The organism is Natronoflexus pectinivorans (assembly GCF_004345615.1).
Lineage (GTDB): Bacteria > Bacteroidota > Bacteroidia > Bacteroidales > Marinilabiliaceae > Natronoflexus > Natronoflexus pectinivorans.
The window spans coordinates 1-24,165 of the sequence record NZ_SLWK01000006.1; the positions used below are offsets into that span (position 1 = coordinate 1).

The following is a 24,165-nucleotide window of genomic DNA, read 5'->3' on the forward strand; positions in this document are numbered from 1 at the left end:
ATGGTGACATCAAAGCCGAGCAGTACTAATTACCCGAAGCTTTCTGAGCAAGTATTATTGTGGTGTTTTATTTTTCGATATGGTCAATATGTTAAAGATATTATTGGATCTTAGATATAAGATAATTAGATATAAGATAATTAGATATAAGATTAATAGATTTAAGAATGTTAGATTTTGGTTAAAGAATCTGTTTTTAAGTTTTCTAAAGATCTAAAATCTAAAAATCTAAGAGTCTAACCAACATTCAGGTGGTTATAGCGCAGGGGTTCCACCTCTTCCCATTCCGAACAGAGAAGTTAAGCCCTGCAGCGCCGATGGTACTGCGTAAAAGTGGGAGAGTAGGTCGCCGCCGACCTTAGAAAGGCCAACAGTTTTATACTGTTGGCCTTTTTTTATGTCCAAAATGTTTTGTTTAAATAAGGAATGTACTGCGTAAAAGTGGTATTCCCGAAGTCTCGGGATTGCGCTTCGCTCCAATCCGGTCGCCGCCGACCTTAGAAAGAAAGCCGATTTAGAAGTTAGTCGGCTTTTTTGTGTTTATGGCTAAACGCAAAGACGCAGAGTCGCAAAGGGATTTTATATTTCTTATATGCCTTATATGGTAATAAAAACTCTGTGCATCTCCGTGTTTTCTCTGTTTCCCTCCGTGTAACATTTTTGACTTGGTATTCCGCTTCGCTCCAATCCGGTCGCCGCCGACCTTAGAAAGAAGCCAATTCAGAAATGAGTCGGCTTTTTTGTGTTATGGCTAAACGCAAAGACGCAGAGTCGCAAAGCGTTTTAATATTTCTTATATGCCTTATATGGTAATAAAAACTCTGTGCATCTCCGTGTTTTCTCCGTGTCCCTCCTTGTAACATTTTTGACTTGGTATTCCGCTTCGCTCCAATCCGGTCGCCGCTGACCTTAGAAAGAAAGCCGATTTAGAAGTTAGTCGGCTTTTTTTATGTTATTGTTAAACGCGAAGACGCAGAGTCGCAAAGGGATTTTTTATTTCTTATATGCCTTATATGGTAATACATGGTGTCCATTGTGGTTGAAACCTTATGTGCCTTATGTGGTTTAAATTGCACACCTACGGTGACATTCCCATCGGTTTCTATTATGTTTTTAAATACCTAATTATGAATTAATTTCCATCACGGGAACTCGTTCTGGTTTCCTGTCTCCGATCTCCTGCCTCCCTTTTATTTTGCCCTTATGTGGTGAAAGAACTCTGAGAAATAGCCAATCTTAAAATGTGGATAACGGGGTACAAACAGAACCTTAGGCACAATATCCCGATAGGTAATGTCAATTTCTGGGAGCATAAGCAATTATTGACATTGTCGAATGAATTCAAACAAGCTAATGTGTCAGTAGATGAGGGAGATAATTGAGTATATTGGTTGTAATTGTAGCACATTTTATTGTAGTTTATAACCTTAATTAGAAGTCATTGTTAATAGCTTTCCATTTTATGGAAAAGCGACCTCTTGCAATTTAATCTCAGGGTTGTGAAGAGTGATTTTATCAATGTATAAGTCGTTTTATCAAGACAGTAGTTATTTCCAATATATGGAAATAAAAAAAGCATAAATATTGCAAAGTTTTAATTTTGGAAAACATTTCGATCTTTTAAAAATCATAAAGAACAGAAAAACAGATAGAAAGGGTTTTGAAACGGATAACTTTATGTGGTTGTTGATAAAAAAAATTTGCCAAAAGGGATAACCTTTCCTAACTTGCCATCACGATTATTTTCAAAAACACAAAAGTTAACCAACATCTTAACAGACGATTATAAAAAACAAGTCATCATGGAAGTAAAAGAAATGCGCCAAAGTACTGATTCGGGTACTGCGAAAATCTACACCAATGAAGAGGCCTTTCAATCGGCTTTGAAATATTTTAAAGGAGACGAACTGGCTGCCAGGGTTTGGGTCAATAAATATGCCTTAAAGGATTCAGATGGCAATTTATATGAATTGACTCCGGATGAAATGCATTGGCGTTTAACGCGAGAAGTAGCCCGAATAGAGAAGCGCTATCCTAATCCGATGACTGAAGAGCAAATTTACGGACTTTTTAAAAATTTCACTTACATCATTCCTCAGGGAGGACCAATGGCCGGAATAGGTAATGAGTTTCAAATTGCATCTTTGTCCAACTGTTTTGTTATTGGAAATGAAGGAGATTCTGATTCCTATGGTGGAATAATGAAAATAGATCAGGAACAAGTACAGTTGATGAAAAGAAGAGGGGGAGTTGGACATGATTTGTCGCACATTCGGCCTAAAGGGTCGCCCGTAAAGAACTCTGCATTGACCTCAACAGGTATCGTGCCGTTTATGGAACGATTTTCAAATTCAACCAGAGAAGTAGCCCAGGATGGACGCCGGGGTGCATTGATGTTAAGCGTATCAATAAAGCATCCGGACTCGGAGAAGTTTATCGATGCAAAAATGGAGCCGGGTAAAATTACAGGTGCCAATGTTTCGGTGAAAATTGATGATGATTTTATGCGATCCGTTGTGGAGGAGAAGCCTTATATTCAACAATACCCTGTTGATGCAAAAAATCCAAAATACAGCAAAGAAGTAAATGCACAACAACTGTGGAATAAAATCGTCCACAACGCATGGAAATCAGCAGAACCAGGAATTTTGTTCTGGGACACCATAACCAGAGAATCGGTGCCCGACAGTTATGCCGATTTGGGATATCGCACTGTCAGCACGAATCCATGTGGAGAAATTCCTTTGTGTCCTTATGATAGTTGCCGTTTAATCGCTATCAACCTCTATTCTTACGTGGAGCGTCCATTCACAGAAGAGGCCAAATTTAACTTCGATCTGTTCCGTAAACATGTTGGATATGCGCAGCGAATAATGGACGATATCATTGACCTGGAGTTAGAGAAAATTGATGCCATCCTGGAAAAAATCGACAATGATCCGGAAACTGAAGAAGTAAAGGCTGTAGAACGTAATCTTTGGGCAAATATCCGTAGAAAAGCCACTGAAGGACGTCGTACCGGAGTTGGAATTACAGGCGAAGGTGATATGCTTGCTGGTTTAGGACTTAGATATGGAAGCGATATCGCGGTTGACTTTTCTATCGAGGTGCATAAAGCACTTGCTTTGGCTGCTTATGGTGCATCGGTTGAACTTGCCGGCGAAAGAGGAAGTTTTCCCATTTATAATACAGAGAGAGAAAAAAACAATCCATTCATCCAGCGCATAAAAGAAGCCGATCCTGCTTTGTATGAAAAAATGGCAAAACAAGGACGCAGAAACATAGCCTTATTAACCATTGCACCCACCGGGACAACTAGTTTGATGACGCAAACAACCAGTGGTATAGAGCCTGTTTTCCTCCCTGTTTATAAAAGACGCCGAAAAGTAAACCCCAACGATCCTCAGGTGAGGGTCGATTTTGTTGATGAAGTAGGTGATAGCTGGGAAGAGTACGCTGTTTTCCATCATAAGTTTTTAACATGGATGGAGGTAAGTGGTTATGAAACCAACAAAAACTATACGCAGGAAGAGCTTGATGAGCTTGTAGCTTTGTCTCCATACTATAAAGCCACATCTAATGATGTGGATTGGCTCAGCAAAGTAAAAATGCAGGGTCAGGTTCAAAAATGGGTTGACCATTCCATCAGTGTGACCATTAACTTGCCATCTGATGCGTCTGAAGAGCTTGTTGGCAATTTGTATGTGGAAGCATGGCGAAGTGGCTGTAAAGGTGTTACTGTTTATCGTGATGGTTCTCGTGCAGGAGTTTTGGTTTCAAACAAGGAGAAAAAGGAAGACGATCTTTCCAAATTCCCTAAAAAGCGTCCTCAGGTGTTAGAGGCAGACGTGGTTCGCTTTCAAAACAACAAAGAAAAGTGGATCGCTTTTGTAGGTCTTTTGGATGGTCGTCCCTACGAAATTTTCACTGGTTTGGCTGATGACGAAGATGGGATTCTATTACCGAAATCGGTGCTTAAGGGTAGTATAATTAAGAATATTGAGGAGGATGAAACCTCTCGCTACGATTTTCAATACGTCAACAAAAGAGGTTATAAAACGACCATTGAAGGTCTGTCGCATAAATTTAACAAGGAGTTCTGGAACTATGCAAAACTCATTTCCGGAGTATTAAGACATGGTATGCAAATTGAGGATGTCCTTCATTTGGTTGCCGGATTGCAACTGGATAATGAGAACATCAACAATTGGAAAAACGGTGTTGAAAGAGCCTTGAAAAAATACATACCTAATGGAACCAAGGCCAGAAAAGGTCATTGTGAGAACTGTAGTTCCGATAATCTTGTTTACCAGGAAGGATGCCTGATTTGCCAGGATTGTGGATCCTCTAAATGTGGATGATTTGATGTGCCATATATAAAGGAAAAGGGACTGCCAATCGGCAGTCCCTTTTTCGTATAATCCATTGTTAGGGGTTATCTCTTCAAAAGAACTTACCGGATGATTAATTTCTCTGTTGTTTTCTCTTTTGTTGTGACTATCTCCAAGAGGTATATCCCATTTGCTAATCCATCGAGATTGATTCTTCTCTGATTGCTGAAGTTCAATTCGCTAAAAGATTTCAAAACCCGACCATTAACATCATAAATGGCAACCGTTTTGATTGGGTCAGCTGATATGATGTTGATGAAATCTGAAGCCGGGTTCGGAAAAACATTAAAACTATTGGTTTTTAAGCTGCCATTTAAGTTGGTTGAAATATCTCTTGCAGAAAAGGTGATGTTATCAAATCGGTTGTTTCCGGAATCATTTCCGGCAGCTTCGTCCGGGAATGTAATTCTTACAGCAAACTCCGGGTTGTTGTTGACTCCTGATATTTCAGAAAAGTCTACCGTTACAAGCCTGTAATCTTCCAGAACAGAAATATTGTCTGCAATGGTTGTCCAGGTTCCATTCTCCGAAGTGCGATAACAGATTTTTTGCATCGTTGCACCATTAGCGGTTCTCTTTACGGCATATTTTAATATTATTTCTTTAAAACCGTCCGTGGATGCTTCTAAAATCAACTCTCGGGTATTGGATGGATTCCTGACTCTCAGAGCATAACCCGGATGTATTTCCTCAGGCAGGTTGATTAAAGAGCCATCAGTTACCCTGTCCATGTATCCATCACTCTCACCAGAGTATAAAATTCTTCCGGGAGATTCGGTTTCTGATAGGTCAGATGGCACTGATTCGAATATATCATCTGAGAGAGAATTGAAGTGCCACAGATGAATGAGAGTTGGTTCAGGTATTTGTTCAAATACAGCTGTAACCGATACAGCATTCTCATCAGGCGCAATGGTGAGTTGAATCTCTCGTGAATTAGCCTGGCTGGGTTGAATGTTTCCTTCCCATCGTAAAAATCTGTAACCGGGCTTATCAATGGCTGATAGTTGGATGGGTGTATTTCTGAAATAGATGCCCGACCATGGATAAGGAGAGGGGGCGTTTTCAAGGCCGGGAGTATTTGCATCAATTATAACCGAATTAACTTTTACAACACCTCCTCCGGTTCTGTTTATGGTGAGATTTGTCGGTTGTTCCAGCCCGAATTGCGAACGAAGATGAGAACGCATATAGTTGGGCCTACCCGTTGCAAATGTTTTAATGTCGTTACCGGTATCGTTACCATGCCTCCATCTGTTCCAGTGTTCGCTGCGGTGTGGAGCCAGTGCTGCATTGAATTCATCCACCAGATTGTGGATTCGATCGGGTTGAAAACAGGTGTTAAGATGATCGGCTATGATATTAATAAAATAGTCTCGGAATTCGCTGTTTTGTATAAGTTGTCTAAATAACCGAGATGATGGATCACTTGCATTACTACTCATAACCCTGCTGAGGCCATTCGACGCAGTATGATTCCCATAAAGGTTCATTCCAAAATCGACATCGTACATCATCCATCTCCACCGTCCATCGTGTCCATATGCTGCATCGGGTTGATAAAAGTCAACACGTTTCCTCCAGAAAGTCATATTGTTTTGTGGCCAGTCAGTATTGTAAAAATAGATTTGAGTTGCGTAGTAATGCGCGAGACTTTCAATATCTACCCTCTCTTTAACCCACTGATATCGAGCTGGGAAATTAAGATTGAAATTCTCAGCATAGTTGAGAATTTCATAAAACTGATCACTGTCGGCCGGCAATCCTATGTCAACCGAACCCCATGCATCAAGAACTACAACATCTTCCGGATCAACCCCGTAATGAGAATGTAAGTAGTGCTGATCATATCGTTCACGGATATTTATGATGCCCCAAAATTCACCGTTTATAAAATGTATCGCAGGCTGATATGCCTGTATGGTGAACGGAAGGTGTTTAACCAGTTCTTGCATAAGAGCATCCCGATACATGGTTCTGTAATGATCGTTGCCTGAATTTCTTATGATCAACCGGCGAAACTGATCAACCGTTGCATTCGGATTACCTCTGGCCTGAAGCTTCCCAAAGAATGGATAATTCAAGGTGTTTGAATCATCATACTGATTTCTGGCATAAAACCGAAGCGATTTCATGGGGTTGGCGCGGCTCCAACCTCCATGGGTTCTTATGCCAATGTTTTGACTAAACACAGGCTGTTCGTCTTCAGGAAAAACCTCCAAATGAGCCGGATACTCCCACTCTATTCCTCTCTGGTTGTAATTGGCCGGACGTCCTCCGTTCCAGCCAGCTCCGGGGTTTTGAGCATACCATTCATCGGCGACTCTACCAGCCACATAAATTCCAGAATCATAATCGAAAAGGTATGGTTCATCGGTAGCTATTGATATTACAGGAAGTGAATATCTTTCAGTTCCTTGCGGAGATATAAAATATGTGTGGGTAGCAGATTTTGTTGTTATGGCATTCTCTTTATAAACCATAGCTCGCACTACAGTTCCCTTAAATATATTAGAATTAGGTAGTCTTGGAGATGATTCAAATTGAGTGTTAATACCAGCTAACTGGTATGGCTCAGAGGAGCGGTTATAAATATTCAGCGGTTCATCATATATATGGGATCTGGTTTCTCTGGTAAGTAAACTCCCATTTGGGTAGCTGTTCTTATAATGGTAACTGGTTCCTCCAACATTTAACGGGTCGGGAGTCGACCCGTCCAGCGTGTATATGATGGTTGCGTCGGGGTGAGAGCTGGTTATCTGCAAATCGAATGATTCATTATAAAAACCTCCTGCATGTGAAAAAACGGGTGTGTCAGTAATGATTTCTAAAAATGCGGTGGAGGTGTTAGCACTTCCCGGAGTTGGGTTATTATAAAAGAAAAAGCCATCTTCATTGGGGTTCAATCCCAATGATACATCAGTTGGTATAGGCGTTGAGGGAACCATATGAATAATTTCGCCTTCGGGTTCTGTTAAAATGATGGGTTCTCCATCCGAAGAGATGGCGAAATTAGTATGCAGTTCATCACTTATCAGGTAGAATCGGGATGCCGGCATAGGTTCCTCGATGGTTACATTAGGTAGTTGCCATCTCACAGCCAAATTGTCCCCACCTTCGTGTTCTTTCATTAAAGCAACAACATAGTAATATTCCCCCTCCAAAAGGTGTATCGGATCAGATTGTTGTTCCGGATATTTATCCCACTGGCGACTGCTGGTCCATCCCGGAACAGAAGCAATACGCATCATGTTTTTGTGATCAGTGTGACTACTGATGTAGAGTCTTGAGTTATCATCACTGGCAATCCAGAATGTATAATCTCCTGTTGCAGGTGGTTTTAGTAAGCCATGCATACGCTGTCCATAACGGTCGTCAATATTTACCGGAGCTTCAAAATATTCGGTAACTATTTCGGAAATAGAGGGGTTGTGAGGGTAATCCGGACTGTTTATAAGGTCATCAACACTCGAACCACTGATGTTTTGATATACATCTCTTCGCAAACCATTGATGGCTGCTCCGTCGTTTGGTCTGCGATCTTTTCCGGAAGCCCATATTATACGATACTCTCCCGGTGCTATGGTTACATCAGGGAAAACCCATCTAAAAAGATTATTCTCATCATCTGATAATCCCCATCCATTAAGGTTAATCGGGTCGTCTCCATAATTGTAAATTTCAATCCAATCTTCAAAATCGCCATCTTCGTCGGCTATTGTGTTTGAATTTGAGGACATCAACTCATTAATAACTATTGTGAACTCGCTATTTTGCCCCTTTGCTGGTATCTGCAAAAGGAAGAAAATAGCCAACATGAAAATATAGGGGAGTACATTGTATTTTGTAACTGAATTCATATCATTTAATTTGTCAGTGACTGTAAATGTAATTGGTCGGGAAGATTGGATATCAGATTATAATATCGTAGTGTAAAGGAGACCCTTGAACTATTCAGGCAGTATTCAAGTATCGTTTATATTGAGATAAAAGTAATAAAAATGTATTAAAAATTAAAATTTGGGTGATTTAACTTCCATTTGAATGATGTTCTATATCATTAAATATATCGAGTCGCTGTCGGAGATTTAATTATATTTGCAATCAAAATTAAGAAATCATGAATCAAACAGATGTTCGGGTAAGGTTTGCTCCAAGTCCAACAGGGCCTCTTCATATCGGAGGAGTTCGTACTGCCCTGTTTAACTATCTTTTTGCACGCAAGCACGGCGGAAAATTTATACTTAGAATTGAGGATACAGACAGTACCCGGTTTGTGCCTGGCGCGGAAGAGTATATCAATGAGTCGTTAAGCTGGTTGGGTTTAAAAATTGATGAAGGCGTTCGTGAAGGAGGGGAATATGGACCTTATAAACAATCGGAACGGAGAGATATATACCGGCAATATGCACAACAGCTAATTGATAGTGGCTGGGCATATTATGCCTTTGATACACCCGAAGAACTTGATTCATTAAGAAGCCAATATGAGGCTGATAAAAAAACATTTGCATACGATGTAAACAACCGTTCGGGGCTAAATAATTCTTTAAAATTAGGAGCCCAAGAGACCCTGAAAAGGATAGAGGCAGGAGAGCCATATGTGATCCGTTTCAAGATGCCTGAGAATGTAGATGTGTCGGTAAAGGATATTGTACGTGGTCAGGTAACCTTTAATACAAGTACGTTGGATGATAAAGTCTTGTTTAAGTCTGCCGATCAGCTGCCAACATATCATCTGGCCAACGTCACCGACGATCATTTAATGAAAATTACCCATGTAATCAGAGGAGAGGAATGGCTGCCTTCGTTGCCGTTGCATGTTATGTTATATCGGGCATTTGGCTGGGATAAAACCATGCCTGAATTTGCTCATTTGCCACTGATTTTAAAACCCAGCGGGAAAGGCAAGCTGAGTAAGAGAGATGGGGATAAGGAAGGCTTTCCGGTTTTTCCATTGGAATATATTTCTCCAGATGGTGATGTTTCGGCGGGATATCGGGAGTCGGGTTATTTTCCGGAGGCTGTTAATAACCTGCTTGTTTTATTGGGATGGAATCCCGGAACGGAGCAGGAATTATTTTCCATTGATGAGTTGATTAACTTGTTTACCCTCGAAAGGGTAAACAAATCCGGCGCCAGATTCGATCCGGATAAAGCTAAATGGTTCAATCATCAATACCTGATTAAAAAGTCAGATACAGAATTGGCAAGCCTCTATAAAACTGTTTTGGCCGATAAAGGTATTGAAGCAGACAAGGATTTTTTAGAAAGAATCGTCGGTCTTGTAAAAGAACGGGTGAATTTTGTTGAAGAGTTATGGGAACAAACCTGGTTCTTCTTTCAGAAACCGCAGGGATATGATGAGAAGGTGGTGAAAAAACGCTGGAAAGGCGACGTTCCCGCATTTATCCTCAAACTAGCCTATTTGTTTGACTCTTCAGAGTTTTGGGATGCTGAACCTTTAAAAGAGATGGTTTCGGCAGAGATTAACAAGCAGGAGCAGAACTTTGGGAATGTGATGAATGCACTGCGTCTTGCGTTAGTAGGAGGGGCTTTTGGTCCTGATCTTTTTACCATCATTGAAATTCTGGGAAAAAAGGAGTGTGCAGAAAGAATAAAACTGGCTGTTGAAACTTTGGGGTCACATTAGGTTATATTGCGGAATTCTTTGGCAATTTTTTATGAAAAATTGCGTTTTTGATTTTGGCATGCATTTTCTCTTAAAAACCATTTTTTGATATGTATAGAATCTTACTTTTTGTTGTTTTGCTTTTTATAGGGATGAATTACGTGGAAGCACAACAAATAGACCCTGCTTCGGTTGATGTCTCTGCGTTAAGTGATGCACAGGTTCAACGCTTGTTGGACGAAATGCAACGTCGAGGGCTAACTGAAGAACAGGCGCTTGCTCTCGCACGCTCACAAGGGGTTCCCGAATCTCAGATATCCATGTTGCGTCAACGCATCAGAACAATGGGAGCGGGATCAATCTCCGATGAACGGATGAAAACCAGAGAGTCGATGGCCATGGAGGACTTTGCTTTGGGCTTTGATCAGCAACCTGTTATTTATTCAAAGAAAGCATTTTTTGTCCCTTCGGAGCAGGAAACAAGATTGTTTGGATTTCATTTTTTTAACAGCGATAACCTTACATTTGAGCCGGGAATTAACTACCCAGTTACAAGAAAATATCTTGTAGGGCCGGGTGATCAGTTTATCATTGACGTATATGGAGTTTCCGAGATGACCTACTTCCTCTTTGTGGACAGATCCGGAAACATTACCATTCCTAATGTTGGTCCGATACCTGTGGGTGGTTTTACCCTTGAGGAGGCTGAAGAGCGAATATTCAGACGACTATCAAGGATTTACCGGGATATGGTGGCAGACGAACCACGTACGTTCGTAAATATCCAGTTAGGTCAAATTAAACCCATTACCGTTAATGTTGTGGGAGAGGTTTTCGCACCGGGAACTTTTACATTGCCGGGAGCATCCACCGCTTTTAATGCTTTATATCTGGCCGGCGGTCCCAACCTGAGAGGATCGTTCAGAGAGATCAGAGTCATCAGAGAAGGAGAGGTGCTTCAAAAAATTGATGTTTATGATTACCTGATAAATGGTAACAGCGAAGTTAACGTCCATTTGATGGACGGTGATATCATTATGGTTCCCACAGTTCGCAACCGGGTTCGTATAGGAGGACATCTCATTAGAACCGGCTTGTTTGAAACCCTGGAGGGTGAAAGCATTGATGAGTTGATTAAATACGCCGGTGGGTTTGATGAAAAGGCTTATAACCGAAGGATAGAATTACATCGAAATACAGGCAGAGAGCTTGAAGTGCGGGATGTATTTGCAGATCAATACGATGATTTTTATGCGCAGAATGGCGACAGTCTTTATGTTGGAGCTATTTTATCCCGATTTGCAAACAGGGTGGCCATTGACGGTGCCGTGTTTCGTCCGGGTACCTATGAACTGACAAGAGACTTAACCTTAAGTCAGTTGATTGAACGTGCTGATGGCCTCAGGGAAGATGCTTTCATGGAACGGGGCATGATATTGCGACTCAACGAGAATTTGAGTTATACCAATGTAGCCTTTGATTTGAAGGCTGTAATCAATGGTGATAAAGATATTGAACTGCGCAGGGAGGATGTGGTTACCATCTCTTCAATTGATGAAATGCGGGAACAACGTTCCATTAGGGTGTTTGGTGAAGTACAGAGACCCGGTCGATTGGATTTCCGTGAGGCTTTGACACTTGGCGACGCGATCGCACTTGCCGGTGGTTTAAGAGAATCTGCATCTGAGAGCTATGTTGAGGTTATGCGCCGTTTATCCTATACAGAGGCTTCTTCAACCTCCGAAAGAACCGGACACCTGTTTCAGTTTACCATTCCACGTTCGCTGACTCTCCATAATGATGATGCATCTTTTATGCTGCAACCATACGATCAGATTTTTATTCGTAGAGCACCCGGATTTGTTCAGGAGTCCAGTATCAGAATTTCCGGAGAAATTATGTATGCAGGGGAATATGCGCTTGTGAGCCGAAATGAGAGGCTTTCGGATGTCATCCGAAGAGCCGGAGGTTTAACCCCTGAGGCTTATTTACCCGGAGCCATGCTGACCCGTGAACGGAGAAAGGGAAAAGCAGATGCATTGACTCAATCTCTTGAGCAGTCGGATGAAAGGGTCTCCTTTAGTGGTTTGGACTTTAGCGTTATCGGAATTGATTTGGAAGCAGCATTGCGACGACCTGGTAGTCGCGATGATATTTATCTTCAGGATGGTGACGAACTGGTTGTGCCCCGCAGATTACAAACTGTGCAGGTTGAGGGAGAAGTGCTCAACCCAATCAGCATGCCATACATTGAAGGAAAAGGTCTGCGGTACTACATTGACCAGAGTGGGGGCTTTGGGTTGCGGGCTAAAAGAAGAAAGGCCTATGTCATCTATCCCAATGGCACGGCTGCCGCAACCAGAAATTATGTTTTGTTTAGTTCTTACCCAACCGTTATGCCGGGTAGCCAAATTGTGATTCCTCAGAAACCACCACGTACGCCGATTCCTGCAACAGGTTGGATTGCAATAGGTAGTGGAGTATCGTCGTTGGCATTGACCATTGTGACTGTGATAAATCAGATTGGGAATTGATTGTTTTTGTTGATGAACGGTTTCCTTTTTTGGGCATTTTATGGTAACTTCGCAGCCGTTTTTGTGTGACTCACAATACCGGAGGTGTGTTTAATCGGGAAATGTTATTTCTTGTAATGTGTTGAATGTTATTGTTTTGATTAGATTAGAATGCTTCTGTCCTATAGCATTGGGTAGAATTTGGGGAATAAATGCCTAGTTCTATTATAAACCAATTTGCTGAAGCTTTGTTTTTTCGTTTCGTTGTTATCTTCATTTGACGTTTTTTAGTGTTTCTGCAAATAACGCGGTAATCATTATAAAGGTTTACCATTCTGCGTACTTGATCAATCAAATTTCTGTATTAAAATATAATCTATGTTGCGTATATTTTTTAGGACTTCCAAAAGTAGTCTGACCATCTTTTCTTTTGTGCTATTTACGATGCTTTCAGGATTAACATCGGAATCTGTTGCCGCTCAATCAGGGCTTAATATGCATGATTTATCAGGTGTAAGATCACAGGATATCAGCGATGCCCAATTGCGATCTTTTATTGCACGAGGCGAAGCTCAGGGCATTTCCCCCGAGCAGGCTATGATGATGGCGCGGGAGCGAGGGATGCCTGCATCGGTGGTGCAGGAGTTAATGGCCAGAGTACGCACCATGCAGGGCACTACACAGGAGCAACCGGCATTACGGGCACGGGAAAGAGTGGAAACTGATGAGTCAGGATTGTTTGATCAGGACTTATGGAGCATGGTACATAGAGATGTGAGTGATAAACCTGAGATTTTTGGAGCCAGAATCTTCAAAAGAGGAATGCTCAGTTTCGAACCCTCCATGCACGTGCCAACTCCGGTAAATTACCGTCTTGGGCCGGGCGATGAACTGGTTATTGATATCTGGGGAGCAGCGACAAATTTTTATCAGCTCGAAGTTTCAAGCGAGGGAACTATTTCCATAGATAATTTGGGTCCGTTGTACGTTCATGGATTAACCATACAAGAAGCAGAACAGCGAATAATGGACAAGCTAAAGCAGATATATCGTGGCTTACGTCCGGGAGACTCAGGTCAAAATACATTTGCACGCATCAGTCTTGGCAGGGTTAGAAGCATTCAGGTGGCCTTAATGGGAGAGGTCAATGCACCGGGTAATTACACTGTATCATCTCTTGCCACCGTATTTAATGCTTTGTATAAGGCAGGTGGTCCAAACATGATAGGCTCTTTCAGAAATGTTGAGGTCATAAGAGAAAACCGACAGGTGGCGGTTCTGGATGTTTATGACTTCCTTATTAGTGGAGACCAGAGCCAAAACATCCGCTTGCAGGATCAGGATATCGTACGTGTGGGAACTTATGCCAACCGCATTGAAATGAAAGGTGAAGTTAAACGCCCGGGACTTTATGAAGTCAAAATTGGCGAGACTTTGGCTCAATTAATTAATTATGCAGGCAGTTTTACCGACTCTGCCTATATGAGGCAGATACGAATTCATCGCAATACTGAAACTGAAAGAGAAATCTTAAGTGTAAATCGTGAGCGATATGAAAACTTTACCATGCGCAACGGCGACGTTGTGATTGTTGATCAGATTCTAGACAGATTTTCAAATAGGGTCTCCATTTCCGGAGCCGTATGGCGTCCGGGAGAATATGAAATAGGTGAAGAGGGATTAATGCTTTCTGAATTGCTTCAGAAAGCAGAGGGGGTGAAACCCGATGCTTTTCGATCCAGAGCCATCATCAATCGGCTGACCGACAATTTTGATTTCACCATTCTGGCATTTAATGTGGACAATGTATTGAACAATCCTGATGCTTTTGACATCTCCCTTCAAAACGAGGATGAGGTGATCATTAAAGACATTCACGAAATGCGGGAAGGTAGGAATGTGGTGATCAGGGGGGCCGTTCAGACTCCAAACACATATGATTTTCGTGAAGGGATGACGCTGGAAGATCTCATTCTGGTGGCAAACGGATTCACATCAGCCGCATCGGAGGCGCGTATTGAAGTAAACAGAAGAGTGATTGGTGAAGCAGCGCCTTTGCAGAGAGGGCACCAATTGGCAGAAACTTTTATTTTTGCTGTTGATCGGGATTTGAACATCCGAAGCGAGGCAGCCTCCTTTGAATTAAAGCCCTTTGACCAGATTTTTGTCAGGGCACGACCCGATTACCGTGAGCAGGTGACCATCAACGTTGAGGGGGAAGTTTTATATCCCGGTGAATATGTGCTGACCAGCAGAAATGAGCGCATTTCTGATTTAATACAGCGAGCAGGGGGACTTACACATGAAGCATTCGTGCCAGGCGCTACTTTGATGCGTCAGACCATTGAACTGGAGCGCGTAGAAGTTGAAATTGAAGGTGGCGCTGATGACGTGATTGAACTTGAAAATGTAACCGAGAGGTATATCGGAATTGATCTGACCAGAATACTTGCCAATCCAGGAACAGCCGATGATCTGTTCCTGCGTAGTGGGGATGTGATCAGAATTCCTTCGGAACTTCAAACCGTAAGCGTTCGTGGAGGGGTTCTTCGAGAGTCTGAAATCAGGTACAGAGATGGGCGTAACCTAAACTATTATATTAACCGATCGGGTGGTTTTGCAGAAAACGCACGCAAACGACATGCTTATGTCGTTTATGCCAATGGAGATGTTGCTGCAAGAAGAAACTTTATATTCTTCAGATCCAACCCGGAAGTCACTCCAGGAGCAGAAATCATTATCCCACAAAAAGAGGAACGCCCAAGATTAACGCCTGGAGAAAGAATTTCCATCATGTCATCGGTGGTATCCATGACGGCGGTGGTGATTACGGCGATGACGAGGGTTTGGTAGGTTTTGATAGGAGACAGGAGACCGAAGATCGGAGACCGGAAACCTGGATTTAGCAGAATTTCTTTTCTTTGGATGAAATGGAGGATGGATGATTTTAGGGTTTAGAGTTTAATGTTTGAGGTTCAAGGTTTAAAGTTTAAAGTTCGAGGTTTAAGGTTGTGGCTTGCATTTATAACATTTGTTAATTTAGGATTAAAGTCCAACACCCATAATTAATGAAAAATATCCCCAAAATACATATTCCTGATAATGAAAGTGAAGTTGTTGAGTTTAAATCCACTTTCAATGATGAAGTCATCGCTTCTTTGGTGGCTTTTGCTAACACCAAGGGAGGGTCAGTATATATAGGGGTTACGGATGGAAGAGAGATAAAAGGTGTTGAGGTTGGAAAAGAAACCTTGGCTGTATGGGTAAATGAAGTTAAGAATAAAACAGCCCCCATAATTATTCCCGATATTGAAGAACTTTGCATTTCGGGTAAAACAGTGGTGCTACTTTCTGTTGATGAGTACCCTTTAAAGCCCGTTTCATTTAAAGGGAGATATTTTAAACGAGTTAAAAACTCAAATCACATATTGACAGCCTCTGAAGTTGTTGATTTACATTTAAAATCAATAAATACCAGTTGGGATGCAGTCATTGACCCTGTCCATGATTTAAATGATATTGATCTGGAGAAGGTTCAGACTGTAATTGAAAGTATGAAAGTCAATAATTTAACGATCAACGAAGATCCTCTTTCGTTTTTATTTAAGTATGATTTGATACGGGGGCAGGACATTACCAATGCAGCTTATCTTTTATTTAAGAATAAAGTTTCGGCATTTACTACGATAGAGATGGGACGATTTCAGGATGAAATCACAATAAAGGATTCCAGTAGAACCAAAGAGGATTTATTGAAAGAGATAGAGCAAGTACTGGATTTTGTAAAAAAGCACATCAATCGGGAAGTTATTATTACAGGAGAAGCCAGAAATATTCAAAAATGGCAATACCCAATGAATGCAATTCGGGAAATAGTGATTAATATGATTATTCATCGCGATTATCGATTGTCTTCAGATTCTATCGTTAAGGTTTTTGATGACAGGATTGAGTTTTTTAATCCCGGTCGCTTGCCCGAAAATATTACAGTTGACGATTTGTTAAATAACAGGTATCGTTCAACACCCAGAAACAAGTTGATAGCTGATCTTTGTAAAGATATGGGTTTGATCGAGAAGTATGGGTCAGGAATACAAAGGGTAATGGCGAATTTTAAAGACGCAGACTTGCCTGCGCCCCGGTTTCAAAATATATCAGATGGTTTTATGGTAACCGTTTATAACGGAAAGGTCGTAGAAAAGGTCGTAGAAAAGGTCGTAGAAAAGGTCGTAGAAAAACTAAGTGATAGCCAACAAAAAATATTTATGATCATTGAAGGGAATCCATATGTAACTGCATTGGATATATCCTCTCAAATTGGAATGTCACATCGGAAAGTTCAGGAGAATATCGCAAAACTTAAAGAAAAAGGCCTGATTAATCGCATCGGCCCAGCTAAAGGCGGCCATTGGGAGGTGAAGGGTTGAAGTTAATGTTCGAGGTTCAAGGTTGTGGGGATGGTTGTAGTATTTTGATTATTTGAAGTTTAAATTTGTTTCACCCCCCGACCCCCCAAGGGGGGGAGGTTAAGAGAGATTCTTGTACATGAAAGTTTTTGAATAAATAGAACTAGCTTGAAGTTGTTTTTGGGGGATTTAGGGGTGAAATACTTTCTGATTGAGAACTTTGTTGTTATTTTTTCTTAACCTTGAAAAATGAACTCTCGGAGTCATCTGATTTATGTTTGAGACTGATAAACAAATGTATTTTGGAGCTAGTGTTTCTACGATTAATAAGGCTAAGGAATTACGTAAACGAATGACTAATTCTGAAACCTTATTGTGGAATCAATTAAAAGGCAAAAGAATTTGTAATGTTCGCTTCAGAAGACAGCATCCCATCGATATTTTTATTGCTGATTTTTTCTGCTACTCTGCTCTTCTTGTTGTTGAAGTAGATGGAGAAACACATAATTATCAAGAGAATTACGATATCAACAGAACTGCAGAATTGGAAAGATTTGGAGTTGAAGTGATTCGTTTTACGAATCAGGAGGTGGAAACTGATTTAGAGAAGGTATTGAATAAAATTGAGGAAAAGGTAAGTAACAGAATGAAATTATTATAAATGCTTAGAATTTCTTAATCGAAATAAGATTTAACTTCTAAGTCTGGTTGATATCAAGTGAATACAGGTTGAAACAGGTTTTCCCCTTCATAAGTCTCTTGATAAGGATTACCTTTATGAAGGGGTTTTCACCCCATTCGGCTCCCCGAGAGTTGGTTTCACCCCCCGGCCCCCCAAGGGGGGAGGTTTAAGAGAGTTTTGAATTTAAGAGTTTTTGATTATATGGGATTTGCTAGATGCAGTCCCCCTTGGGGGATATAGGGGAGAAATTCATTTGTAATATGTAGATTCATTTGAAAATTAAGTTGGTTTCACCCCCCCCCCCCGGCTCCCCAAGAGATGGTTTCACCCCCCGGCCCCCCAAGGGGGGAGGTTTAAGAAGGTTTTGAATTTACGAGTTTTGATTATATGGGGTTTGCTTGATGCAGTCCCCCTTGGGGGATTTAGGGGTGAGATTCATTTTGATAAGAGTTGTAATATTTCGATTTGTTTCGCCCCCCCGACCCCCCAAGGGGGGAGGTTTAAATTTGGTTTTGTACATACAAAATTTTGAATAAATAGAATTAGCTAGAAGTTGTTCCTGAGGATATAAGGGCGAAATGCTTCTTCAACATTAAAATATACTGGTAATTGATTTATGGAAAATCAAAAGATTAAAAAAAATCCGCCACCCATCATTAAGGATGATGAGATAGATCTGGTGGCGCTGGGTTTGCATATATGGAATGGCCGCATGTTGATCATTAAGACCGTTGCCGTGTTTGTGGTGTTGGGATTGGTGATTGCATTAACTTCTCCTGAAGAATATACCTCCCGGGTAAAACTGATTCCTGAAACCGGTAAGCGTACAGGCTTGGGAAGCCTGGGCGGACTGGCATCTCAGTTTGGACTTGGAAATATTTCAGCAGCAACAGAGACTGGTTCCATCCCTACTGAATATTATCCTGAGATTGTACACAGCCTTCCTTTCCTGAAATCATTGATGAACTATGAAACCTACATTCCTGAGGTTGGCGAAAGAATGACTCTGTTTGAGTACTACTCAGAGCCGGGAGGAGGTTCGGTTCTATCATATATCAAGGCCTATACCATCGGTCTACCCCGTACCATCATTGGATGGATCAGGGGAGCGGGCAAGGATGCTGAATTATCAGCAGTGGATTCCGGCAGCCATGTTACCCGCTTAAGTGAGGATGAATGGGAGGTTTTAGAGCGTCTTAAGGATAACATCTCTTTGGAGATAAACAGGGAAGGGATTATTTCCATTACAGTAAAAAGTGGAGACCCTGTTTTGGCCGCTGATATGGCGGATAAAGTGACTTCTTTGTTGTCTGAATATATTTTGGAGTATAAAACCGATAAGGCCAGAGAAGATTTAGAGTTTGTTGAGGCTCGTCATATTGAAGCAGGTGCCCGTTTTGAAAAGGCACAGGAGCAGCTGGCTCGTTTCAGAGATGCCAGCCGTGGACAAATGACAGCCATGGCGCAAACAGAGGAGCAGCGCCTGCAAAGCGAATACGACCTGGCATTCAATGTATATAACACACTGGCTCGGCAGTTGGAAGAATCCCGTTTAAAGCTTCAGGAAGAAACACCAGTCGTGAAAGTATTAGAACCTGCTGTTGTACCCAAAGAGAGAAGTGCGCCACGCCGTGGAATGATAATGGTTGTTTCTGTATTTCTGGGCGGCTTCATTGGACTTGGAATTCTGTTTGGATCTATGGTTTGGGTCAATTTGAGAAAGAAAATGGAGGAGTATGGGTAGGGGCAAGGGAGATCGGAAACCGGAAATCGGAGACGGGAGACGTGATTGTCCTCCTACGCTGAAGCTTCGGAGGATGAAAAAGTTTGAAGTTGATAGTTAGTGGTTTGATAGTAACCTTAAAAGGAACAGATCAAAAAAATGGAATTAAGCGATCAATTTTATGATAAATTCCCTACAGATTTTAATAAAGAAATAATAATTACAGGAGAGGCAAGAAACACGCAAAAATGGCAGTAACCATTGGAGGCTGTTAGGGAAATTGTTATGAATATGATTATTCATCGTGATTATCGATCTGCTTCAGATTCTATTGTTAAGGTATATGATGATCGAATTGAATTTTATAATCCGGGACGATTACCTGATAGTATAACGGTTGATGATTTGCTTTCTAACAGATATAAGTCCACTCCAAGGAACAAACTGATTGCCGACTTTTGTAAAAGTCTTGGACTTATTGAGAAATATGGTTCAGGTATTAGACGGGTTATTGAGTATTTTAAAGATGCTGAGTTACCTCAGCCTGATTTCAGAAATATTTCTGACGGTTTTTTGGTCACTATTTACGATAAAGAGATGGCCAAGGTCGGTGAAAAGGTCGGTGATCGACTCACTGGGAATCAAATAAAAATTATTAATTTAATGATAAGTGATTCCTTTGTTTCAGCTAAAGATTTATCTGATAGAATCGGAATTTCGGTACGGAAAATTGAAACAAATATTAGCAAATTAAAAGAGCTAGGATATATTAAGAGAGTGGGGCCTGCTAATGGGGGATGTTGGGAAGTGGAGAAAAGGATTGATTGAAGTGTAAAGTTGAGAGAGCGAGAAATCGGAAACCGGAGAGGGGGTTTGAAGTTTTCGCTTTAATTCTCTCCTTATGTGCCTTATGTGGTTAACACAACCCCCATTGAAAACAAAGAAGCATACAATTATTTCTAAAGCAAGATGCATAATGCGATAACCTATCCCGGTGCGATACGGGAATTAAGATTCATTTTAAAAAGGATAGGTGCGCAGAAGGTATTTCTTGTTACCGGAAGAAACTCTTATGCTCTTTCCGGTGCTAAAAGTGAGATTGAAAACCAACTCTCTGATTTTAATTGTGTTGAATTTAAAGAGTTTCAGGTTAATCCGGATTTAGAGGATGTCGAGGCAGGGGTGAAATTGTTTGAAAAAGAGAATTGTGATGTGATAATTGCTGTAGGTGGTGGAAGTGCTATTGACGTTGCCAAACTTATTAACTATTACCATCACTCCTCCTTAGAGGATTTGAGTGCTAACTCTTTAGAAAACAAAGAGTTTTCTCCAGTTTCATTGATTTGCATTCCTACTACTGCAGGAAGCGGTAGCGAGGCTACACATTTTGCGGTGATCTACGTTCAAAATATTAAGCATTCCATCGCGGACACCAAATTAATGCCTGTTCAGACAATTATTGACCCCACTTTGCATTACAGCCAAACTCCTTATCAAAAAGCAGTTTCCGGGATTGATGCTTTTGCGCAGGCCATTGAATCTTTATGGAACGTTCATTCAACAGATGAGTCTGTGGAATATGCAGAACAAGCGATTAAAACAATTTGGTTGAATCTCGAAAAGGCCGTTTTAGAGAATGATGAAAATGCCCACTGGGCATTAGCACTTGGCGCAAATTTGGCAGGACGAGCCATAAACATAACCAAAACCACAGCTCCCCACGCTCTTTCTTATGGTTTTACGAAAGCTCTTGGTTTACCTCATGGGCATTCTGTTGCGTTATCCATACCTTTTTTTATAAAGTACCATGCAGGAATTCAAGAGGCAGAATGCAATGACAATAGAGGTGCCGGTCATGTAAAACAGGTCATTGACAGGATTGCGTTTCTATTGGATGTTCAGACAGAAGCTTTAAGTAGAGAAGTTTTTCTCTTTTTCGAAAGACTTGGGGTATCGGTTAAATTTTCGGAGTTGAAGATTTCTAAACAATTATTTAAAGAAATCGCAAAGGGTATTAACTATGAAAGATTAAAAAATAATCCTGGCAAGGTTGATGTGCAAGTATTGGATGCTTTGTTTGAATTTAATTCTGCTTTGTAACTTTTAATATCTGTTTTTGATCGAATATAGTGTCAGCAAGAAAACTACATATTGACCAGAAAGCATCAAATACAAGGCTTCGTTCCGAGGCATTCGAGGATTGATACCAAGGAGTCCTAATTTTTGCTTTTTGTATGATTTTTATTCTAAAAACCAGACAAAAGCTATTTTGGGAAAACTAATTGAAAAACGAAAATGAGAATCTATTCCGATTTTCTTCGAGGCAGTTTTGGTATTTTCTTATAACTACTAATTAGTGAAATTGTTTGAGATGCCTAGTGAGGCTTAGTTTATGACTATGAAAGCTACAAAAAATGTAATAATTCTTGGAGTAAATCCATACAGCGGGAATAGAGGAGTAGGTGCATTGGCTTATTCAGTAATGAGTGTATTAGATAAAATATCTAAGGAAAATGATGTGCAGATTAATATTTACTTAGTTGGGAAATCAAAACATATTGTTGAAAACAGAATAAAAGTAGGTGATACGATAATACAATTTAAGCAATTTCCTTTTTATGCTGGAAATGGTTTAAAAGGGGTGCTAAAATTCTTTCTTACAATGATTTTGTCTAAAGAAATATTATTTAAGACAAAATATGTTATGGATATGGGAGAGGGAGATAGTTTTTCAGATATATATGGGAAGCAAAGGTTTATTAATATTAATGCCCCAAAAAAAACATTTCGTTTTCTAGGAAAGAAAATTTTATTGTTGCCACAAACCATTGGCCCTTTTAACGATGCAAAGATAAAGAAAGAGGCAAAAAAAAGCATAGAGAAAAGTGATGTCGTGTTGGTCAGGGACAGAATGAGTTATGATTATGTGACAAACAATACTACCCAGAAAAAGGTAAAGGAATTGACTGATATGGCCTTTTTTATGCCTTACAATAAGAAGGATTTTTCAAACGGGAAAATTAATGTTGGTTTAAATATTTCTTCTTTGATGTGGCATGGTGGCTACACCAAAAATAATCAATTTGGTTTTAAGGAAGATTATCCGAAACTAATGAGAGCCATCATAGAGTTCTTTCTTACGCAGGCGAATGTCCAAATCCATCTGATTTCTCATGTGGTAAATGCTAACTCCCATGTTGAAAACGATTATGAAGTTGCACGCTTTATCCAAGATGAGTATGCTTCGGAAAAAATTACATTGGCTCCATTCTTTCTTGATCCAATAGATGCTAAAAATTATATTAGTGGATTAGACTTCTTCACAGGGGCTCGCATGCATGCATGTATTGCAGCCTTTTCCTCAGGCGTTCCTGTTTATCCAATTGCTTATAGTCGTAAGTTTAACGGATTGTTCGTTGAAACTTTAGAATATTCATATTTAGGTGATTTAATTAATCAGAATTCTAATGAGTTTATGACAGGATTAGAATATGCTTTTGAGAATAGAATAGAGTTAACTGAGATTATTCAGCAGTCTAAAAAGAATATTGTATCCCATAGATATACTTTGTTAATAGACGAATTGTCAATTTTTTTGGAATTATAATGAGGTCTATTGAAAGAATTGTAAGAAGGGATTTGTGTATAGGATGTGGTCTGTGTGAAACTGTTTTTGGGCAAGAAAACCTTACCATGCAGTTGCAAAGTAATGGTTTTTTAGAACCTACCATTCAGAATCATAAAATATACGAAGAGAAAATAATTTCACGTATTTGCCCGGGAGTAAATATTGTAAATGATCAACCTTTTGTAAGGCATGAGAGAATATGGGGTAAAGTAATTGAATCATATTCCGGATATTCTGAAGATAAGGAAATTCGAACTAAAGGTTCTTCTGGAGGCATCATAAGTGCTGTTGCGATTTATCTTCTGGAAAATAGTATTGTAGATACTGTTTTACAGGTTGGAGGAAATTCCAAGGATTTTCGACGAAATAGTTTGAAAGAATCGAAAACAAGGGAGGATGTCTTAAGTTGCGCAACCTCTCGATATGCACCTGCGGCTGTTTTTCGAAACATTCTCGATATATTAAGAGCAAGTAGTGACTCTTTTCTTTTAATAGGAAAACCATGTGATATATCTGGGATCAAGAACCTTTTAAATGAATACCCTGAATACAAAGAGAGATTTAAGTTCTTTGTGTCGATTGTTTGTGCGGGAATCCCCTCATTTAACGCAACGCAGGATGTGATAGCTAGTTTCAAAAATGTAAAATATCCTGTAACTGAATTGGCATACAGAGGAAATGGTTGGCCTGGATATTTTTCTTTTTTAGATGCTTCGGGGCATAGGCATCAAATGTCGTACAACGATTCTTGGGGCAAAAAACTAGGAAAAAAGATCCATTTTCGATGCAAAATTTGTCCTGATGGGATAGGACTACAGGCAGATATGGCAGTTGGTGATGCTTGGGAGACAAAGGATGGATATCCTGATTTTACGGAACGGGATGGGCAAAGCCTCATTTTAATTAGGACTACTAAAGCCCTAGAGTTACTTCGTAAGATGCAGAAAGATGAATGTGTAACAATCAATTCATTACCTGTTGAAAAGTTAAAAAGCATACAACCATTTCAGTATGTAAGGCGGAGGGCTGTTGGTGCACGTGTCATGGCAGTATACATAGCAAAAGGGGTGTTGCTTAATTTTAAGGGAGTTAGGCTTTGGAATAATCTTCTTTCTCAATCATTAAAAAGTATTATCAGAGAGTTTGGTGGAACTATTAAACGAATATTATTAAAACATGAAAAATGAAAT

Annotated in this window: 12 protein-coding genes and 1 rRNA gene; 12 read left to right on the top strand and 1 reads right to left on the bottom strand. The window is 40.3% G+C overall.

Annotation, left to right across the window (positions count from 1 at the left end):
• Positions 1–247: 247 nt before the first annotated feature.
• Both rrf and EV194_RS09300 read left to right on the top strand, forming a co-directional pair.
• Positions 248–358: ribosomal RNA gene (gene rrf / locus EV194_RS09295) — 5S ribosomal RNA — on the top strand.
• Positions 359–1,802: 1,444 nt separating this feature from the next.
• Complete coding sequence (locus tag EV194_RS09300; RefSeq protein WP_207915985.1) at positions 1,803–4,361, top strand: adenosylcobalamin-dependent ribonucleoside-diphosphate reductase; 2,559 nt, start codon at positions 1,803–1,805, stop codon at positions 4,359–4,361.
• Positions 4,362–4,453: 92 nt separating this feature from the next.
• On the opposite strand, the gene EV194_RS09305 is transcribed toward EV194_RS09300, so the two are convergent.
• Entirely contained in the window at positions 4,454–8,251 is a 3,798-nt protein-coding gene (locus tag EV194_RS09305) for a CotH kinase family protein (RefSeq protein ID WP_132433769.1), read from the bottom strand.
• Between the two features lie 260 nt (positions 8,252–8,511).
• Here EV194_RS09305 and gltX point away from each other — a divergent pair, with 260 nt between their 5' ends.
• From gltX to EV194_RS09355, 10 genes are all read left to right on the top strand, one after another.
• Positions 8,512–10,044, top strand: a complete 1,533-nt coding sequence (gene gltX / locus EV194_RS09310) for a glutamate--tRNA ligase (RefSeq protein ID WP_243699373.1) — start codon at positions 8,512–8,514, stop codon at positions 10,042–10,044.
• Positions 10,045–10,133: 89 nt separating this feature from the next.
• The gene (locus tag EV194_RS09315) at positions 10,134–12,557 is read left to right on the top strand and encodes an SLBB domain-containing protein (RefSeq protein WP_132433771.1); all 2,424 of its coding nucleotides are present in this window, start codon (positions 10,134–10,136) and stop codon (positions 12,555–12,557) included.
• Positions 12,558–12,914: 357 nt separating this feature from the next.
• Positions 12,915–15,389, top strand: coding sequence for an SLBB domain-containing protein (locus EV194_RS09320; RefSeq protein WP_132433772.1), 2,475 nt, complete (start codon positions 12,915–12,917; stop codon positions 15,387–15,389).
• A gap of 215 nt (positions 15,390–15,604) precedes the next feature.
• Positions 15,605–16,963, top strand: a complete 1,359-nt coding sequence (locus EV194_RS09325) for an ATP-binding protein (protein ID WP_132433773.1) — start codon at positions 15,605–15,607, stop codon at positions 16,961–16,963.
• Positions 16,964–17,237: 274 nt separating this feature from the next.
• On the top strand, positions 17,238–17,603 hold the full coding sequence (locus EV194_RS09330) for an endonuclease domain-containing protein (protein WP_262708659.1): 366 nt from the start codon (positions 17,238–17,240) through the stop codon (positions 17,601–17,603).
• A gap of 637 nt (positions 17,604–18,240) precedes the next feature.
• A complete protein-coding gene (locus EV194_RS09335) occupies positions 18,241–19,368 on the top strand; it encodes a GNVR domain-containing protein (RefSeq protein ID WP_132433775.1) in 1,128 nt (375 codons plus the stop codon).
• A 270-nt stretch (positions 19,369–19,638) separates the two neighbouring features.
• Positions 19,639–20,175, top strand: a complete 537-nt coding sequence (locus tag EV194_RS09340; protein WP_165921845.1) for an ATP-binding protein — start codon at positions 19,639–19,641, stop codon at positions 20,173–20,175.
• A gap of 141 nt (positions 20,176–20,316) precedes the next feature.
• Positions 20,317–21,447, top strand: coding sequence for a phosphonoacetaldehyde reductase (locus tag EV194_RS09345; protein WP_132433777.1), 1,131 nt, complete (start codon positions 20,317–20,319; stop codon positions 21,445–21,447).
• 298 nt (positions 21,448–21,745) lie between these two features.
• Entirely contained in the window at positions 21,746–22,954 is a 1,209-nt protein-coding gene (locus EV194_RS09350; protein ID WP_165921846.1) for a polysaccharide pyruvyl transferase family protein, read from the top strand.
• Positions 22,954–24,162 (top strand): Coenzyme F420 hydrogenase/dehydrogenase, beta subunit C-terminal domain, encoded by a 1,209-nt coding sequence (locus EV194_RS09355; RefSeq protein ID WP_132433779.1) that lies wholly within the window; start codon positions 22,954–22,956, stop codon positions 24,160–24,162. The genes EV194_RS09350 and EV194_RS09355 overlap by 1 nt, the downstream gene beginning before the upstream one ends.
• Positions 24,163–24,165: the final 3 nt, after the last annotated feature.

Bases quoted from the DNA above. Each gene is read 5' to 3' on its own strand.
- EV194_RS09300 (WP_207915985.1), top strand. From the start codon at position 1,803: ATGGAAGTAAAAGAAATGCGCCAAAGTACTGATTCGGGTACTGCGAAA.
- EV194_RS09305 (WP_132433769.1), bottom strand. From the start codon at position 8,251: ATGAATTCAGTTACAAAATACAATGTACTCCCCTATATTTTCATGTTG.
- gltX (WP_243699373.1), top strand. From the start codon at position 8,512: ATGAATCAAACAGATGTTCGGGTAAGGTTTGCTCCAAGTCCAACAGGG.
- EV194_RS09315 (WP_132433771.1), top strand. From the start codon at position 10,134: ATGTATAGAATCTTACTTTTTGTTGTTTTGCTTTTTATAGGGATGAAT.
- EV194_RS09320 (WP_132433772.1), top strand. From the start codon at position 12,915: ATGTTGCGTATATTTTTTAGGACTTCCAAAAGTAGTCTGACCATCTTT.
- EV194_RS09325 (WP_132433773.1), top strand. From the start codon at position 15,605: ATGAAAAATATCCCCAAAATACATATTCCTGATAATGAAAGTGAAGTT.
- EV194_RS09330 (WP_262708659.1), top strand. From the start codon at position 17,238: ATGTATTTTGGAGCTAGTGTTTCTACGATTAATAAGGCTAAGGAATTA.
- EV194_RS09335 (WP_132433775.1), top strand. From the start codon at position 18,241: ATGGAAAATCAAAAGATTAAAAAAAATCCGCCACCCATCATTAAGGAT.
- EV194_RS09340 (WP_165921845.1), top strand. From the start codon at position 19,639: ATGATTATTCATCGTGATTATCGATCTGCTTCAGATTCTATTGTTAAG.
- EV194_RS09345 (WP_132433777.1), top strand. From the start codon at position 20,317: ATGCATAATGCGATAACCTATCCCGGTGCGATACGGGAATTAAGATTC.
- EV194_RS09350 (WP_165921846.1), top strand. From the start codon at position 21,746: ATGAAAGCTACAAAAAATGTAATAATTCTTGGAGTAAATCCATACAGC.
- EV194_RS09355 (WP_132433779.1), top strand. From the start codon at position 22,954: ATGAGGTCTATTGAAAGAATTGTAAGAAGGGATTTGTGTATAGGATGT.